Source organism: Micromonospora sp. NBC_01740 (assembly GCF_035920365.1).
GTDB lineage: Bacteria > Actinomycetota > Actinomycetes > Mycobacteriales > Micromonosporaceae > Micromonospora > Micromonospora reichwaldensis.
The window spans coordinates 2,640,152-2,655,841 of the sequence record NZ_CP109150.1 but is presented as its reverse complement, the minus strand read 5'-3'; the positions used below and the strand labels follow the sequence as shown (position 1 = coordinate 2,655,841).

Below are 15,690 nucleotides of genomic sequence, written 5' to 3'. Positions count from 1 at the left end.
GCCGCCCGGCCCGTGTGCGCGGGTCCGCCCGGCGGGCGGTCGCCCACGAGCAGGCGGGCGGTCGGGTGCTCAGCGGGCGTCGGTTACCACGTGGGAGCAGGCGGCGCAGGCGGCCCGGCCCTGCTCCGCGTACCACCGGCAGGTCCGGCGGATCGCGCAGCGCGGCAGGTCGTCCTCCGCCGGACCGGCGACCTCCTGGAAGGACGCCGCCACCCGTTCGCCGAGGCCGCAGTGCGCGCCGGTCCAGAAGCCGCACTTCGACGTGACGCACGGGCCGGCCAACCGGTACCGGGACTCGACCGGGGTGTCCGTGCCGGCCTGGGCGAGGGCGACCTCGGCGGGGAGCGGGGGCGTCACGTAGGCGACCCGCCCCGCCGGAGTGATCATGCCGAGGAACACCGTGGCGTTGGCCGCGGGGGTGCTCGGACACATCCGCTCCGGCGGGTCCGGCCGGTGGGCGGTGTCCGTCACCGCTGCATCCAGAAGCCGATGTCGTTGATCTTCTGGCCCAGTTCCTCGGCGAACGGGCCGTCGATGACCCACAGGCCGTACCACTCGGGGCGGAGCTTGATGTTGGCGTGCCCCACGGCGAGCGGGTTGGTCAGCCTCTTGCCGGCGGTGGTGAGGGCGTTGAGGCCCGCCTTCTGGATCTCGCTCGCGATCAGGCTCTGCTGTTCGACGGTCAGGTCGACGCCGTCGACGACGAAACGGAACTCGCTGCGTGCCATGTCCTACCTCCGATGGTCAGTACGAATCGGTCCGCAGCCCGCGCCGCAGACTCGCCCTGGTGAATGCCGCCCAGCCGGAGCGGGAGGTGGGGTCGCCCCCGTGCCCGGCCCGGCTCAGGTGCTCGCGCCAGTCGGTCGCGTCGGCGGCGCGCAGCCCCCACAGCTCCCGGCAGGCGGTGGTCGCGAACGCGACCTGTCCGGCCGAGCCGGTCCAGCCGGCGGGGCCGTCGGCCACCCGCAGCGCACCACCCGCCTCGACGCGTACCGACGGGAAGTGGTGGTGCAGGCTGGCGAGGGTGGCCAGGTGTGCGGCGTCCGAGCGCCCGGCGGCGAAGGCGTCCCGCGTCTCGTCGTCACGGGTGACCCGGATGGCGTGCAGCGTGAACGCGTCGCCGTCGCCGCCGGCCTGGCCCTCGACCTCCGTCGGGGTGCTCCAGATCCGGGGCGAGTTGGCCGACCAGAAGGCCAGCCAGGCGTCGAGGCGTTCGTGGAAGTCCGCCTGGAAGCGGGCCGGTCCGCCGGCGAGCCGGGCAGTGGCGATCCGGTCCCGGGCGACGGGACGCCGGGCCGGTCCTGCCGGGGGCGCTCCCCCGGCGGGTGGCGCGGCGTGTGCGGCGCTGGCTCCGGCGACGGTGGCCGCCGAGGCCGCGGCGGCGCCGAGCAGGATCCGGCGCCGGGAAAGTGGGGAATGGGATTCGTTCATGGCCCGCCTTTCATGGACGGCCTTTGCCACGACACGCTATCCACAGACGTAGATCAAAGGAGACGTCGCTCTATCGGTGAACCGACATGAAAACCGGTGATCGACGGCGGCGCATTCCCGCGCACTGTGCACTCCGCCCCCACCGACCGGACGGCCACCTAACGATTGATAAGCATCCATCGGCACTCGTAACATCGTCACCATGCGTGCCCGTCGCATCACCCTCGCCGCCGTCCTCGCCGCGCTGCTGAGCCCGTTCGCCGTCGGCGCCGCGCGGGCGGACGACGCCCCGGCGCTCACCACACCCGGCAGCCCCGTCGTCGTGGTCGACGAGCCCCACCGCCTCACCCTCTCCTGGACGCCCTCGACCTGGGCGGGCGAGCCGGCCGGCGAGGAACCGATCACGTACGAGGTGCGGGCGCGGCTGGGCCCGTACGTCTACCGGAGCCTCGGCAGCACCACCGCCACCACCCTGACGCTGACCAACCTGGCGCCGGGCAGCGAGTACCAACTCGTCGTCAGCGCCTACACCCTCGGCGGCTACTCCGACCCCTCCCCCGTCACCGGTGTCCGCACGGCCTACGGGCGGGCCAAGGTCAGTTACCTGAACCTCGACTGGTCGCCGACGGACAACCAGATCCAGCACGTCCTGAAGGTCACCAACACCGGCACCGGGCCGCTCGACCTCACCGCCGTGCGGGTGCGCTACCACCTGACCTTCGAGGGCGGCGACACCTCGCTGGTGCCGAACTGCGACTGGGCGGCGCTGGGCTGCGACCGGATCCGCCGCGACGTGACGTTCTTCCCGCCGCCCCTGCCGCCCGGCGGCCCGCCGACGCCGACGCCCACCCCGACGCCGACCCGGTACCCGCTGCCGGGCACGCCGGTCCCCGGCTGGGTGGAGCTGGCCTTCACCGGGGGCGTCCTCGCCCCGGGCGCGTCGTCCGGGCCGATCCAGCTGCGCCACCACCGGCCCGGGTGGACCGACATCGACGAGCGCGACGACCGGAGCTGGCGCGCCGCCACCGGCCAGTGGACCGACAACAGCCGGATCACCCTCGACGTCGACGGGGTACGCGAGTTCGGTGACACGTTCGCCTGACGTACGCCGGCCGGTGACACCACCCCCGGGTCGGGGCGGCACCACCGGCCGGCACCGGTGACTACGCCGTCGCGCAGATGGCGTACGCGGTGTTGGTCCAGTTGCCGGTGAACACGTCCTCCTCGTACGCGCCGGAGGTGACGGTGGCCGGCGCGGCGGCCGGGCCGCCGTTGGGTCGGAAGTCGTCGACGACGCCCTCGCCCATGATGCCGTCGAGCGCGTAGCCGGCTCCGGTCAGCACCTTCCCGATCGGGCAGGCCGCGGCGACGCTGTGGAAGTCGTTCGAGTCGCTGGGGCTCACCGCGGCGATGCGGGCCAGGCCGGCGAGGGGGTTGGCGCAGATCGCGTACGCCGTCGCGGACCAGTTGCCGGCGAAGGCGTCGGCCTCGTACGCGCCCACGAAGACCGAGGTCGGCGCGGCGGCCGGGCCGCCGTTGGGTCGGAAGTCGTCGACGACGCCCTCGCCCATGACGCCGTTGAGCTCGTAGCCCGTCCCGATCAGCACCTTGCCCGCCGGGCAGGCGGCCGTGACGCTGCGGAAGTCGTTCGAGTCGCTGGCGGTCGTCGCCAAGACCCGCACCAGACCGGCGACGGGGTTGGCGCAGATGGCGTACGCGGTGAGGGACCAGTTGCCCGCGAACGCCTCCGCCTCGTACGCCCCGACGGTGACGGCGGTCGGCGCGGTGGCCGGGCCGCCGTTGGGGCGCAGGTCGTCCACCACCGCCTCGCCGGTCGCCCCGTTGAGTTCGTAGCCCGTCCCGGTGAGCACCTTGCCCACCGGGCAGGTCGCCGTGACGCTGCGGAAGTCGGTCGAGTCGCTGGCGCTCGTCGCGGCGATGCGCACGAGGCCGGGGACGGCGGCCGAGGCCGGAGTGGCGGGGACGACCACCCCGGCCGCCACGGCGACGCCGAGGATGAGGGTGAAAGCGTGGGGTCGGAGCCGGCGGGCGGCTGCCTGAGCTGACATGGGGACTCTCCTGTCTGTCGCCTCGGCGGTGACCTCCCGCAGATGTCGGGGGGCGACCATGACAAGGCGCTGCGATTGACGCGCTCACGCTATGTAGTCACGTGACCAGGCATTATCCCCAAGACGACCACGTCAGGTAATCGACTGATCGCTCTCGCCCGGGCCGCCACGCCCGCCGGCTTCTCTGATCACCGGCGGGCGGGCGGTCGGCGGGCGGTGCCCCCGACACGGTCCGGTCGCCGTCAGGCGGTGTAGAGGATCTTCACCCCGTTGAGGCTCGTCGCCGAGACGGTGGTGCCGCGGACGCCGGAGTTGAGGTTGCGCCAGCCGGTGTTGCTCGCCGCCTCGTGGATCATGCCCCCGGCCACGGTGTAGACGTGCTTGACGCCGTTGACGTCCATCGCCGCCAGCGCGTCGGGGCTGACCCCGGAGATGCCGGAGTTCAGGTTGCGCCACCCGCTGTTGCTGGCCGCCTCGTGGACCGTACCGCCGGCCACCGTGTAGACGATCTTCACACCGTTGTGACTGATCGCGGCCAACGCGTTCGGGCTGACCCCGGAAATGCCGGAGTTCAGGTTGCGCCACCCCATGTCGCTGGACGCCTCGTGGACCATGCCCCCGGCCACCGTGTAGATGATCTTCACGCCGTTGTGACTGATCGCGGCCAACGCGTTCGAGCTGACCCCCGAGATGCCGGTGTTCAGGTTGCGCCAGCCGTTGTTGCTCGCCGCCTCGTGGACCATGCCCCCGATCACGGTGTAGATGTACTTGACGCCGTCGACGTGGATCACGGCGAGCGCGTTGTTGCTGACCCCCGAGATGCCGGTCCACAGGTTTCGCCAGCCCGTGTCGCTGGCCGCCTCGTACACCCGGCCGTCGTTGACCGTGTAGAGCAGCTTGTTCGTGCCCATGACCATCGACGCGGTGGTCGAGCCGGTGATGCTGTTGACCGGCAGCATCTGCCAGCCGCTGTGGCTGCCGGACTCGTACACCTGGCGGTTGGAGCTGACCTGCCCGCAGTTCCGGCTGGTCATGTTCCGGGCCGACGAGACGGGGCCGGAGACGTAGAGCGGTCCCGTGTTCGGGCTGCCGTCGGAGGTGATGCCGGAGGGCACCCCGTTGAAGTACGCCTCGGACTTGACGCCGTCGCGCGTCTGCTCGTAGTGCAGGTGCGGGCCGGTCGAATTCCCGGTGCTGCCGACCCGGCCGATCTGCTGGCCGGTCGACACCCACTGCCCGGCGCGCACCGGCGGCGACTCGATCATGTGCGCGTAGCTGGTCCGCCAGCCGCCGCCGTGGTCGATCACCACGTACCAGCCGCCGCCGCTGGTCCAGCCGGCGAACGTGACGGTGCCGGCGTACGAGGCGAGGATCGGCCGGCCGTTGCTGGCCCCGCCGGTGAAGGTCATGTCGATGTCGTAGTCGTCATGCCCGTAGTAGGTGGCCATCCGCCAGGTCTCGCCGCAGGGGAACGGCATCTGGAAGTTCGGCCGTGGGCCCGCGGCCTGGGCCGGTGCGGCCACGACAGCGATGGCGCCCACCATGGCGAGCAGCACGGCGCCGACGCCGGCGAGTGCCAGGCGGGCCGAGGCGAGGACGCGGGCGAGTAGACCCGTCATAGGGGAAGTTCCCTCCGGAGCCGGATTTGATGTTGATGGATGTTAGGGCAGCCATCACCATCCGGCGCGAGGGGGCGGACGGTTCCGTTCGGCGGGCGGAACCGGCCGGCGGCGGGGGCCGGGTCAGCCGGCCACCGTCGTGCCGGCTAGCAGGGCGAGGATCGTCTGGTTCGCCTCCCAGCCGTCCGGGAACTTGACCGGCACGTCGAGGTGCACGGTCTCCGTCGACGGGTGGGCGTCCAGCAGCTCCCCGATCCCGGCGCGTGCCACCACGATGCACGCCTGACGGTGCCGCGACGTCAACACGCAGAGCCGCCCCGACTCCAGGTGGAACGCGGTCGCATCGCGCCGCCCCGACAGCGGGTGCAGCACGATCGTCACGTCGTACTCCCGGCCCTGGAGCCGGTTGGCGGTGTCGACGGTGATGCCGGCCCCCGCCGGCCCCAGGTGCGCGCGGATGGCGGCGGCCTGGTCGCGGTGGGCGGCCCCGACGGCGATCCGGTCGGCGGTGACCGGCGCGCCCGCCGGCGCGTGCTCGGAGACGGCGACCGCTCCCCGCTCAAGCACCCGCAGCGCCAGGGCCGCGCAGGCCGAGGCGGCCTCCGCATCGGTACGCAGGGTCTGCCGCGCCGGCAGCTCGTGCAGCGCCCAGCCGGTGGCCGCCGCCAAGTCCACCGTCCGGTCCAGGGCGTCGCCCGCCCCGGGCTCGCCGAGGCGCAACGCCCGGTCGGCCGGGCCGGTGCCGGCGCGGAACCCGGTGAACGGGTAGAACGCCGCCGCGACCACCGGGGCCGCCGAGGCGGGCAGCCGCCACGACACCGGCAGCCGGTGCACCGGCAGCTCCGGGTTGTGCCGCAGCAGCACGGCCACCGCCGACTGCATCGGATCCCAGGTCAGGCCCGTCCAGCGGCCCGTCTCCACCGTCGAGAACGGGTCGAGCTGACCGGGATCGCCGACGAACAGCGCCCGCTCGAACCGCCCGGCCACGCGCAGCAGGGCGTCCGAACGCATCTGGTACGCCTCGTCGACGATCGCCCACGGCCAGGAGCCCTCGGCGACCGTGGCCCACTTGGCGGCCGTACCGATGATGACGGCCGGACCGCCGAGGTCGGCGACCTTGGCGGCGACCCGGACCGTCTCGTGGCCCCTGACCCGCTCGGACGGCCGGTAGTCGGCGGCGGAGAGCCGCCCGATGCGCAGCTCGGGCGCCTTGCGCGCCAGGCGGTCGATGAGGTCGTCGACCTGCTCGTTGGTCTGCGCGATGATGATCAGCGGTTCTCCGGCGGCGGCCAGCTCGACGGCGGCGCGCACCACCAGGGTCGACTTGCCGGCCCCCGGCGGCGAGTCGACCACCACGCCGCGATGGTCGCCGGAGCGCAGGTCGGCCAGCACGGCGGCGATGACCCGCTCCGCCTCGACCGCCGGCGGCACCTCCAGCCCGGAGCGCATCGATTCCCCCTCCCACCGATCACCGGGACACTACGCCTGCCCCACCGTCGAGCGGTGACGCCGTGCCCCGGTCAGGCCCGCAAGGCTCCAGGACTCGTGGCTGCCCGCCTCGCACGGCTGGGCCGTCCTGGAACCACGGGCGCAACGGCTGCTGGCCGACGTGATGCTGCTGCTCAACCTGGCCGACCGGGGCCGGGACAGCATCCAGCGGGCCCGCCGGCTCACCCGGGCCAGCCGGCCCGAGCTGCCGCCGTGCCTCACCATCGACCGCACCGCCATGCGGGTCACCCTCAGCCGCCGCCAGGCCCACGACGTCCAGCCCGGCGCCTGGCGCAAGTGAGCCGCACGGCATCCGGCACTAGGCTTCGACGCATGTGGACGTCGCGATGGCACGGCCTGGCGGCGAAGGCGGCCCTGGTGCCGGTGGTCGGCCTCGTGGCCGTCGTCGGCCTGGTGGTGCAGGCGTCCGGCATCGACACCAGCGCCGAACGGGCGGCGCTCTTGGCGGTGCTGGCGTCCTCCGGCGCGCTCTACCTCCGCCGCCGCCATCCGGTGGCGGTGGGCGTGGTGGCGCTGGCTGCCGTCGGCGCGTACGGCGCGCTGCTGCACCGGCCCGGGCCGATCATGCTGGTGTTCGTCGTGGCGCTCTACACCGTCGTCGACGAGGGGCATCTCGGGGTCGCCGTCGGGCTCGGTCTCGCCTCGGTGGTCGCCTTCGCCGTCGCGGACAGCTACAACCGGACAGCCGAGAGTGTGAACGGGGCGACGCTGCTGCACGCCGGTTGGCTCGTCGCGGTCATCGTGGGCGTGACCCGCAACCGCCGGGCCTACCTCGCCGAGGCGCAGGCCCGGGTGCTGGCCGCGGAGCAGGGCAAGGAGGAGGAGGCCCGGCGACGGGCCACCGAGGAGCGGCTGCGCATCGCCCGTGAGCTGCACGACGTGCTCGGTCACCATCTCTCACTGATCAACGTGCAGGCCAGCGCCGCGCTGCACCGGCCGGATCCCGACCGGTCCGCGCAGGCGCTCGCCGCGATCAAACAGACGAGCAAGGAGACGCTGCGGGAGTTGCGCACGACGCTCGGCATCCTGCGGCGGGAGGATGCGGCGCCGAGCGGTCCCGCACCCGGCCTCGACCGCCTGTACGAGCTGGTCACGACGGCCGGGCGGTCCGGGTTGGAGATCCGCACCGAGCTGGCCGAGACCCGCGCGCTGCCGCCGGAGGTCGACCTGGCGGCGTACCGGATCGTCCAGGAGGCGCTCACCAACGTCACCCGGCACGCCGGTGCGACCGCCGTGGTGATCCGGGTCCGACCGGACCGCGACGACGTGCTGCTGGAGGTCGAGGACGACGGCGTCGGCACGGCGGGCCAGCCCGGCAACGGGATCCTGGGCATGGGCGAGCGGGCCCGGGCACTGGGCGGCTCGCTGACCACGGGCCCGGGCGCGGACGGCGGCTTCCGGGTACGCGCCCGCCTGCCGATACCGCCCGTCCCGGTGCCGGCGGGCCCGCCCGCGCCCCTACCGGGTCCGGGGGACGTGGCGTGATCCGGGTGCTGCTCGCCGACGACCAGACCCTGGTGCGCGCCGGGTTCGGGTCCATCCTGGGCGGTGAGGACGGCATCGAGGTGGTCGGCGAGGCCGCCGACGGTGCCGAGGCCGTACGGCTCGCCCGGCAACTGCGGCCGGACGTCGTCCTCATGGACATCCGGATGCCCCGGCTGGACGGCCTGGCCGCCACCCGGGAGATCGCCACGAGCTCCGACGCCCGCGTGATCATCCTGACCACGTTCGACCTGGACGAGTACGTCTACGGCGCGCTGCGGGCCGGCGCGAGCGGTTTCCTGGTCAAGGACACCGAGCCCGCGGAGCTCATCCACGGGGTGCGGGTGGTGGCGCGTGGTGACGCGCTCATCGCACCGTCGATCACCCGCCGGCTGATCTCCGAGTTCGCCGCCCGGGCCACGCACCCGGATCCGGGGCCGCGGCTGAGCGCGCTGACGGAGCGGGAGCGTGAGGTGCTGGTGCTGGTCGCCGCCGGCCTGTCCAACGACGAGATCGCGGCGCGGCTGGTGCTGAGCCCGGCCACCGCGAAGACGCACGTCAGCCGGATCATGACCAAGACCCGGGTCCGGGACCGGGCCCAGTTGGTGATCCTCGCGTACGAGTCCGGCCTGACCGTTCCCGGCTGGCTCGCCCGCTCCTGACGGCGACCTCCGCGGCGCCGCACCGACCCGGCGCCCCTGGCCGGTCCACGATCAGGCGGTGCGCCGGGAGCGCATCAGGGCCAGCCCACCGAGGACCACGGCGATCAGCCCCAGCACCAGGGCCACGTAGGCCCCGCCCCGCCCGTTTCCGGTGCCGATACCGCTGTCGGAGGTAGCCACGACCAGCCCGCCGAGGGCGACGCCGATCAGCCCTGCGGCCAGGGCCACGGTGGCCCCGAGCCGGCCGGAGCCGGTGCCGAACCGACCGGCGGGGCGGGCCAGAGCCAGCCCGCCGATGATCACGCCAGCCAGCCCCAGCAGGGCAGCGACGATGGCCCCGAGGCGCCCGGCGCTCATGGTGTAGGCACTGGTGGCGGCAAGCAGGTGACGGACGTTCATCGAGGATCCCTTCGCTCGCATGACGAGTACAGCCGGCAGCGTATGTACCGACGCGGTCACGGGTCGTCATGCCGGAGTTGGCGATGCGCCTACCACCCGGGTTGCGTGCGCTCGAGGCGTCGTACCCCCCCTGGTTGTCCCGCGCCCTCGTCAATGGCGGGGCGGGCAGGACTAGTCGCCGGCACGTCGGGTACCCGCGGCCGGGATACGGAGGTGACGCCCGGATGGCGAAGTTCCTACTCACGTCGACCTACACGGTCGAGGGGATCAACGGGTTGATGAAGGACGGCGGCACGACACGCGCCGAGGTGATCCGGGCGTTGATCGAGAACTCCGGTGGCCGGATGGAGTCGCTGTACTTCGGGTTCGGCCAGTACGACACCTACGTCGTCTGCGATCTGCCGGACCACCGGACCGCCGTCGCCCTGGCCGTCACCATCCGGGCGGCCGGCGGCCTGGACACCCGGGTCAGCCCGCTGCTGACCCCCGAAGACGTGGACGAGGCGCTCGGGATGCAGGTGGCGTACCAGCCGCCGGGAGCCTGATCCGCAGTACGGGCCGGGGGACGCAGTTCCTGGCCGTGCCATTCGGCGTAGTGCGCGGCCCCCGCCTTGACCCGGACGCGGAGCAGGGCGGGCACGACCCGCTCGGTCATGCCCGCCCTGCCGTCGTCATCGGTCTCGTTCGTGCCCTTGTGTTACGACCGCGCGTACGGTCAGCCGACGCGCTGGCGGGGGCGGGTCAGGGCGAAGCCGACCACGCCTGCGACGGCGGCCAGGATGCCGCCGCCGACGGTCCAGTACCAGCGGGACGACAGGCTCGGCCATTGCACCCAGTCGAACCAGCCGTCCTCCTCGTCGCCGGCCGCCCCCGGGGCCGGCGTGCTGGCGGTCGGATCGCCGGCGAGCACCCTGCCCGGGTTCACCGCCGGGACCAGGGGCTCCTTCAGGTCGCCGCCCTCCGGCTTGGTGTCGCCGTCGGACTCCACCCCGACCAGCAGGCTCACCTCGATCGGCAGGCCCAGCTCCTGCTCCGGCAGCTCGATGCCGGACAGCCGGACGTAGTAGGTGCCCGGCAACGGGTCACCCGACCACGGCTCGGCCCACGAGCGCACCTGGCGCAGCTCGCAGTCGAGTTCGACGGTGGTGGCACTCTTCGACGCCACCGGGGTCTGCGCCCCCGCGACACACGCCTGCCGGCGGCGCAGCCCGTCGAAGACCTCGATCGTCCAGGTGGAGTCGCCTTTCCGGCTCGCCGCGGCGGGCAGCGACACGGTGGCCGCCACGTGATGGGTGTCCCCCGCCGCGGCCGTGAACGACCAGTACAGGTAGTCGCCGACGGAGGCACCGACCCTTACCGGCTGGCCGGGGCTGATCCCGGCGGCCGTGAGGAACGAGGTGCCGGCCTTGTTGATGGTGGCGGCCCCCGGCGACGGGGTGGGCGTGTCCGCGCCGGCGGCGGCCGGCAGCGCGACGGTGATGCCGGTGGCGGCGAGCAGCACCGCCGCCCGGCGGGCCGAGGTCAGGGCCGGAGCCTTGCGCATCCTCATCGGGTCCTCCAGACCGCTACCCACCAGCGGGTCAGCCAACCAACGATCAACCCACTGAGCAGGCCCGCGAGGAGCAGTACGCCCAGCAGCACCCAGCCCCGGCCGAGGCCCGGGCTGTTCGGGGCGGGCGACGCGTCGACCAGGTCGATGGTCAGTTCGAGCGGCATGCCCGGAGCCTGACCGGCGCCCGCCTTCGCGGAGAAGGAGTTGCTGACCACCAGGCAGACGACGGTGGGCTCGGGAGCCTTCTCCGTCGACTCCGTGAAGACGCCGCCCTTGTCGTCGTCCGCCGACTTTGCCTCGTTTTCGTCGTCATCCGCCGCCGACCAGCGCACGCCGGTCGACAGCACGTCGGTACGGCCGCTGCCGGCGTCGTTGCCCCGGACCAGTTCCCGCCCGTCGGTGGCGGTGGCCCGCAGCAGTACGCCGTAGTCCCGGTTCAACGGCCGGTCCAGGCCGATGCTCACCGAGGCCCGAAGCTCCTGCCCCGGCTGGACCGGGATCCGGTACCACCGGTGCTCCTCGAAGCGCTCCCGGTCGGTGTAGACACCGGGGGTGAGCACGGGCGCCTTGGCGCAGACGTCGGTGCCGGCCACCTTCGCCGGCGTCTTCGTGTGCGTGTCCTTGGCCCGTTCCACGATCTGCTTGATCCGCCGGGTCAGGTCTTCCTTGCTCTGCGCCGAGGTGTAGGTCCCGCCGGTCGCCGAGGCGATGCAGACGAGCTGCTTGCGTACCTTCTCGTCCGGGATGAGGCCGAGCGTGTCGACCACCAGTTTGGTGCCTTGGGCGGCCAGCTCGCGGGCCACCTCGCAGGGGTCCGGCGGCGCGCAGGTGTCCTCGCCGTCGGTGATGAGCACGATGCGCCGGGTGGTCTCGCCGGTGCCGAGGTCCTTCGCCGCCTCGCGCAGGGCCAACCCGACCGGGGTGAAGCCGGTCGGGCGCAGGGTGGCGATGGCGTTCTTGGCCTTCACCCGGTCGACGGGGCCGACCGGCACGAGCTGCTGGGTGTCCTGGCAGCCGACCTTCTTGTTCTCCCCGCCGTAGGTGGCGCCGAGGACGCGGATGCCGAGGTCCGTCGTCTCGGGCAGCGCGTCCACGACGTCGTTGAACGCCTCCTGGGCCACGGCGATACGGGAGCGCCCGCCGATGTCCTTGGCGCGCATCGAGCCACTGACGTCGAGGACCAGCTCCACCTTGGGCGGCTCGGCGGGTTCGGTTTCGTGCTCGTCGGCGTAGGCGGGAGGCACGCCCAGTGTCGGGAAGGCCACCAACAGTCCTAACAGGACCGTTGGGAGCCGTCGTTTGATCATCACGGCGCCGATCCTAGTGATCACCAAGATTCCGGCCGATCCGGCGGCATCGCCATCGTCCATTCAGGATCGATCGGACCCATCGACAGCCGACTCGCTCCCCCGGTGGTCGTCGCGACTCCGACGCGGCGGCTTCGGAGGGTCGCGCAGGAGCTCGGCCGTCAGGGCGTCGGCTCCGCCGGCAGGTGGATACGGTCGGCGGGTACCCCGGCGGCGAGCAGCCGCAGCCGCGCGCCGGCGAGCATCGGGGGCGGGCCGCAGACGTACACGTCGTCCTCGGGGCGACGGTGGTCGAGGGCGATCGTGAGGGCGTCGCCCCGCTCGGCGGGCTCGGCGCCGGGATCGTGGCTGAAGGCGGGCACGACGGTCAGCCAGTCGTGGGCCTGCTGGAGCTTGTCGAGGGCGGTCGCGTCGTACAGGCCCGCGAAGGTGCGCGCGCCGACGACCAGGGTCACCCGCCGGCCGTCGGGCGCGGCGGCGACCTGCTCGACCAGGGCGCGCAGCGGCGCCAGCCCGGTGCCCCCGGCCACGAGCAGCAGGTCCCGCCGCGCGGACAGGTCCAGGCACAGCCCGGCGTCGCGCGGCGGACCGAGGTGGAGCAGCTCGCCGGGGCGTACGTCGTGGACGAGGCGGTGGGCGACGGCCCCGGCGGCGACGGCGCGGACGTGCAGCTCGACGGTGCCGTCGGGGCGCGGGGCGTTGGCCGGGGAGAGCCAGCGCCAGCGGCCGGGCCGGCGCGGCGTGCAGACCGGGACCGTCTGGCCGGGCCGCATGGACAGGCGCTGCCAGGGGCGTACGGTCAGGATCGCGATCGTGTCGCACGGCCGGTCGTGGTCGATCACCTCGGCGGGGCACCAGGCCGGGCCGTCCTCGGCGCGGGTGGCGGCGCGGCGCACGGCCTCGTCCGCGCGGCGGCCACCGTGCTCCCAGGCGTCGGCGAGCCGCGGCGTCCACAGCGGGCGGGCGTGCCGGGCGACGGCGGCGAGCAGCGCGTCGCCGATGGTGGCGGCGTGCGGCAGCAGGCCAAGCTGGCGGTACGCGCGGCCGAGCACCGCCAGCAGCGCCGCCCGCCCGGCCGGGTCGTCTCCGCCGACCGTGAGGCGACCGAGCCCGGCGAAGAGCAGCGGCGCGTCCCGTTCGGGGAGCAGACCGGGGCGGCGGTCATCCAGGGTGCACCAGAAGTCGTCGGCGCCCCTCTCGACGGCTGTCTCCCAGGCGGCGGCGATGTTCACGCGCCCACCTCGCCGGCGAAGGCCCGGCGGGCGCGGGCGATCCGCTCGTCGGGCTCGTCGAGCGCCCAGAGCACCCCCGCCAGGTAGTCGACGATGCGCCGGTGCTGCTCCTCCGACAGGCCGAACCCGCGCCACGGGTCCTCTCTTGGCTGGCCTTCGAGGGCCCCGGCGAGGCCCGCCGCCAGGTGCGCGCCGAGCCGCTCCAGGTCGACCCCGATGAGGTACGGCGACAGCTCCGCGTCCGCCACCACGAGCCGCAGCCACTGCCCGACCACCTCCTGGGCGGTCACGCCCAGCCACCCTGTTCGATACGGGCTTCGGCTTCCTCCGCGGTGGAGGTGGTCAGTGCCGGGGTGGCGTTGATCAGAGTGGTCACGTCTTCTGCCTCCTCGCGATTCGGCTGATGGAGTGGCGCCGGGGCGGGCGGGAGCGGAGCTGTGTCGTTCGGGGACCGACGCAGTTCCGGAGCCAGCACCCGCCCCGGGCCATACGTCCACGATTTCTGAGCTGCGGAAAGACCAGAATGACCACGCACTGCACTTGGCCGGTAACTGCGCTGCATCTGCTGCCGATAAGGTGCACGATGACCGTTCTCGGCGTGATCGAAGGCGGCACGATGACACCCGTGCAGCGATGGACCGGCCGCGAGACGAAGGCACTCCGCTATGCGCTCCGCATGAGCATCCGTGACTTCGCCGTGCACCTCGGCGTGGCCGAACGGACCGTTTCCAAGTGGGAAGCCGGCGGGAAGAGCGTGAACCCCCGCCCTGAGATGCAGGCGGCCCTGGACACTGCCCTCGCTCAGGCTGCCGACGAGGCTCGGCAACGCTTCGCGGCGGCGCTACCTCAGACGAGGCTGCCGGCCCCGGGCTCCGGGAGCGGGCTCGACCTTGGAGCCGCCGCGCGCCGACAGGTTACGCGGACTCGTCAGGCCCTCGGACTGGGCGTCGGAGACTTCGCCGCCGTGCTGGCCCGAACGCTGACGTGGCGGCCCACCGGTGACGACATCGCCAACTGGGAGACAAACACGGTCCCACCCGGGGACGTCGTACTCGCACTCTCCGCGATTCTCAATCCGTCCTCCGCTGCCAGCCAGGGCACAGATCGGTTCGGTGACCTCGTCGCCGTCCACACGAATCGGTCCGAGTTCTCCACCAACCTGCCGCCTGATCAACTGCTCAGCGGCGCGAGCACCGTGCGCGCCGTGGGCCTGTCGCTCAACCTCCTGTCACAGGGTTACCCGGATCGCCGCTGGCACGACCTGGTCGAGGCCGGTGCGCACGTCCGCCTTCTGTTCCTCGATCCATCAGGGCAGGCTGTCCAGGCACGCGAGGCGGAGGAAGGCTTTCCGGCAGGGCAGTTGTCCGGGCTGACGAAGCTCAACATCGAAACGCTGATGCGCGTGCGTGACCGGCTGCCCGACGAACTCCAGGACCGCATGGAACTGGCGGTCTACGACGATACGTTGCGCTTCAACGTGATCCTGGTCGACGATCTCTGCGTCGCTCAGCCGTACCTGGCGGAGAGCCGAGGAGTCGACTCCCCCGCGTTCGTCGTCAGGCAGAGACAGGCTCGCGGTGGCCTGTATCCGGTGTTCGAACAGCACTTCGAGACGCAGTGGCGACGGGGGCAGCAGTTGTGAGCGACTACGGACCACTGTTGCCTGTTGCGGTCGAGGCGGTTGCACGGGCGGCCGAGGTCATGCGGCGTAAGCCGCCGGGCGCGCTGACCGTCAAGGGCGACCGCGACATGGCGTCCGCCTTGGACTACGAGATCGAGCGCGACATCCGGGAGCTTCTCCACGTCGCGACTCCCGACATCGGATTCCTCGGCGAGGAGAACGGCATCAGCGGGTCGGGAGAGATGCAGTGGGTGCTCGACCCGATCGACGGGACGGCCAATTTTGTGCGGGGGATCCCGCTCTGCGCGGTGTCGCTCGGGCTGCTGCATCACGATGAGGCGGTCCTCGGCGTCATCGAGTTGCCCTTCCTCGGCAACCGTTACGCCGCCGCCCAGGACGACGGCGCAACAGTCAACGGCAGTCCGATCCAGGTGAGCCGGACGAGCCGGCTGAGCGAGGCGATCGTGGCGATCGGCGACTACGCCGTGGGCGAGGATGCGGCGGCCAAGAACCGACTCAGGCTCGCGCTGACCGCACGGCTCGCCGAGTCCGTGCAGCGTGTACGGATGACTGGCTCGGCGGCGCTGGACCTGGTTTGGTTGGCCGAGGGCAGGCTCGACGCGGCACTCACGCTGTCCAACCGTCCCTGGGACATGACTGCGGGAGTGGCCATCGCACGTGAAGCTGGAGCAAACGTGATCGACTGGGACGGAAGCAGACACGACGCGGGTTCGTCCGTCACCCTTGGCATCACGCCAGCCCTGCTCGAAGACACCCTCGGTTTATTCAGGCAGGCGGCTGCTTGAC

18 protein-coding genes are annotated in these 15,690 nt (G+C 72.7%); 7 read left to right on the top strand and 11 right to left on the bottom strand.

All coding sequences use genetic code 11. The features are described 5' to 3' along the window. Window positions 1-69: 69 nt before the first annotated feature. The 3 genes from OG989_RS12685 to OG989_RS12675 are packed head-to-tail and all read right to left on the bottom strand — an operon-like array spanning window position 70 to window position 1,431. The gene (locus tag OG989_RS12685; protein WP_225852145.1) at window positions 70-471 is read right to left on the bottom strand and encodes a hypothetical protein; all 402 of its coding nucleotides are present in this window, start codon (window positions 469-471) and stop codon (window positions 70-72) included. After that, window positions 468-728, bottom strand: a complete 261-nt coding sequence (locus tag OG989_RS12680; RefSeq protein ID WP_151454240.1) for a hypothetical protein — start codon at window positions 726-728, stop codon at window positions 468-470. Before OG989_RS12680 ends, OG989_RS12685 begins: the two co-directional genes overlap by 4 nt. Before the next feature lie 16 nt (window positions 729-744). After that, window positions 745-1,431 carry a hypothetical protein gene (locus OG989_RS12675; protein ID WP_327030610.1) on the bottom strand — a complete coding sequence of 229 codons (687 nt, stop codon included), beginning with the start codon at window positions 1,429-1,431 and terminating at the stop codon, window positions 745-747. A 202-nt stretch (window positions 1,432-1,633) separates the two neighbouring features. On the opposite strand from OG989_RS12675, the gene OG989_RS12670 reads away from it, so the two are divergent. Continuing rightward, complete coding sequence (locus OG989_RS12670) at window positions 1,634-2,533, top strand: cellulose binding domain-containing protein (protein WP_327030609.1); 900 nt, start codon at window positions 1,634-1,636, stop codon at window positions 2,531-2,533. Between the two features lie 61 nt (window positions 2,534-2,594). Here the strand turns inward: OG989_RS12670 and OG989_RS12665 are convergent, their stop codons facing one another. The 3 genes from OG989_RS12665 to OG989_RS12655 all read right to left on the bottom strand — a co-directional run bounded on the left by OG989_RS12665 (window position 2,595) and on the right by OG989_RS12655 (window position 6,568). After that, on the bottom strand, window positions 2,595-3,500 hold the full coding sequence (locus OG989_RS12665) for a hypothetical protein (RefSeq protein ID WP_327030608.1): 906 nt from the start codon (window positions 3,498-3,500) through the stop codon (window positions 2,595-2,597). A 242-nt stretch (window positions 3,501-3,742) separates the two neighbouring features. After that, complete coding sequence (locus OG989_RS12660; protein ID WP_327030607.1) at window positions 3,743-5,119, bottom strand: M23 family metallopeptidase; 1,377 nt, start codon at window positions 5,117-5,119, stop codon at window positions 3,743-3,745. Between the two features lie 123 nt (window positions 5,120-5,242). Beyond that, complete coding sequence (locus tag OG989_RS12655; RefSeq protein WP_151454244.1) at window positions 5,243-6,568, bottom strand: AAA family ATPase; 1,326 nt, start codon at window positions 6,566-6,568, stop codon at window positions 5,243-5,245. A gap of 160 nt (window positions 6,569-6,728) precedes the next feature. Between OG989_RS12655 and OG989_RS12650 the strand changes: the two genes are divergently transcribed. From OG989_RS12650 to OG989_RS12640, 3 genes are read left to right on the top strand one after another with little or no spacing between them, the layout of a single operon-like run. Next, complete coding sequence (locus OG989_RS12650) at window positions 6,729-6,908, top strand: hypothetical protein (RefSeq protein ID WP_327030606.1); 180 nt, start codon at window positions 6,729-6,731, stop codon at window positions 6,906-6,908. 32 nt (window positions 6,909-6,940) lie between these two features. Further along, entirely contained in the window at window positions 6,941-8,113 is a 1,173-nt protein-coding gene (locus OG989_RS12645; protein WP_327030605.1) for a sensor histidine kinase, read from the top strand. Beyond that, window positions 8,110-8,772, top strand: a complete 663-nt coding sequence (locus tag OG989_RS12640) for a response regulator transcription factor (protein ID WP_327030604.1) — start codon at window positions 8,110-8,112, stop codon at window positions 8,770-8,772. The genes OG989_RS12645 and OG989_RS12640 overlap by 4 nt, the downstream gene beginning before the upstream one ends. Window positions 8,773-8,823: 51 nt before the next feature. On the opposite strand, the gene OG989_RS12635 is transcribed toward OG989_RS12640, so the two are convergent. Beyond that, window positions 8,824-9,171 carry a DUF6223 family protein gene (locus OG989_RS12635; protein ID WP_327030603.1) on the bottom strand — a complete coding sequence of 116 codons (348 nt, stop codon included), beginning with the start codon at window positions 9,169-9,171 and terminating at the stop codon, window positions 8,824-8,826. A 224-nt stretch (window positions 9,172-9,395) separates the two neighbouring features. Here OG989_RS12635 and OG989_RS12630 point away from each other — a divergent pair, with 224 nt between their 5' ends. Then, a complete protein-coding gene (locus tag OG989_RS12630) occupies window positions 9,396-9,716 on the top strand; it encodes a GYD domain-containing protein (RefSeq protein ID WP_327030602.1) in 321 nt (106 codons plus the stop codon). A 170-nt stretch (window positions 9,717-9,886) separates the two neighbouring features. Here the strand turns inward: OG989_RS12630 and OG989_RS12625 are convergent, their stop codons facing one another. From OG989_RS12625 to OG989_RS12610, 4 genes are all read right to left on the bottom strand, one after another. Then, complete coding sequence (locus OG989_RS12625; RefSeq protein ID WP_327030601.1) at window positions 9,887-10,720, bottom strand: peptidase; 834 nt, start codon at window positions 10,718-10,720, stop codon at window positions 9,887-9,889. Then, entirely contained in the window at window positions 10,717-12,030 is a 1,314-nt protein-coding gene (locus tag OG989_RS12620; RefSeq protein WP_327031155.1) for a VWA domain-containing protein, read from the bottom strand. Before OG989_RS12620 ends, OG989_RS12625 begins: the two co-directional genes overlap by 4 nt. Before the next feature lie 161 nt (window positions 12,031-12,191). Further along, window positions 12,192-13,262, bottom strand: coding sequence for an FAD-binding oxidoreductase (locus OG989_RS12615; RefSeq protein ID WP_327030600.1), 1,071 nt, complete (start codon window positions 13,260-13,262; stop codon window positions 12,192-12,194). After that, on the bottom strand, window positions 13,259-13,552 hold the full coding sequence (locus OG989_RS12610) for a hypothetical protein (protein ID WP_327030599.1): 294 nt from the start codon (window positions 13,550-13,552) through the stop codon (window positions 13,259-13,261). The genes OG989_RS12615 and OG989_RS12610 overlap by 4 nt, the downstream gene beginning before the upstream one ends. Before the next feature lie 293 nt (window positions 13,553-13,845). Between OG989_RS12610 and OG989_RS12605 the strand changes: the two genes are divergently transcribed. Next, window positions 13,846-14,904 (top strand): DUF5919 domain-containing protein, encoded by a 1,059-nt coding sequence (locus OG989_RS12605; RefSeq protein WP_327030598.1) that lies wholly within the window; start codon window positions 13,846-13,848, stop codon window positions 14,902-14,904. Continuing rightward, entirely contained in the window at window positions 14,901-15,689 is a 789-nt protein-coding gene (locus OG989_RS12600) for an inositol monophosphatase family protein (RefSeq protein WP_327030597.1), read from the top strand. The genes OG989_RS12605 and OG989_RS12600 overlap by 4 nt, the downstream gene beginning before the upstream one ends. The last annotated feature ends 1 nt before the right edge of the window (window position 15,690 follow it).

Coding starts and splice junctions, on each gene's coding strand:
- OG989_RS12645 (WP_327030605.1), top strand. CDS start 6,941: ATGTGGACGTCGCGATGGCACGGCCTGGCGGCGAAGGCGGCCCTGGTG.
- OG989_RS12630 (WP_327030602.1), top strand. CDS start 9,396: ATGGCGAAGTTCCTACTCACGTCGACCTACACGGTCGAGGGGATCAAC.
- OG989_RS12635 (WP_327030603.1), bottom strand. CDS start 9,171: ATGAACGTCCGTCACCTGCTTGCCGCCACCAGTGCCTACACCATGAGC.
- OG989_RS12620 (WP_327031155.1), bottom strand. CDS start 12,030: ATGATCAAACGACGGCTCCCAACGGTCCTGTTAGGACTGTTGGTGGCC.
- OG989_RS12605 (WP_327030598.1), top strand. CDS start 13,846: ATGACCGTTCTCGGCGTGATCGAAGGCGGCACGATGACACCCGTGCAG.
- OG989_RS12655 (WP_151454244.1), bottom strand. CDS start 6,568: ATGCGCTCCGGGCTGGAGGTGCCGCCGGCGGTCGAGGCGGAGCGGGTC.
- OG989_RS12660 (WP_327030607.1), bottom strand. CDS start 5,119: ATGACGGGTCTACTCGCCCGCGTCCTCGCCTCGGCCCGCCTGGCACTC.
- OG989_RS12625 (WP_327030601.1), bottom strand. CDS start 10,720: ATGAGGATGCGCAAGGCTCCGGCCCTGACCTCGGCCCGCCGGGCGGCG.
- OG989_RS12675 (WP_327030610.1), bottom strand. CDS start 1,431: ATGAACGAATCCCATTCCCCACTTTCCCGGCGCCGGATCCTGCTCGGC.
- OG989_RS12680 (WP_151454240.1), bottom strand. CDS start 728: ATGGCACGCAGCGAGTTCCGTTTCGTCGTCGACGGCGTCGACCTGACC.
- OG989_RS12665 (WP_327030608.1), bottom strand. CDS start 3,500: ATGTCAGCTCAGGCAGCCGCCCGCCGGCTCCGACCCCACGCTTTCACC.
- OG989_RS12670 (WP_327030609.1), top strand. CDS start 1,634: ATGCGTGCCCGTCGCATCACCCTCGCCGCCGTCCTCGCCGCGCTGCTG.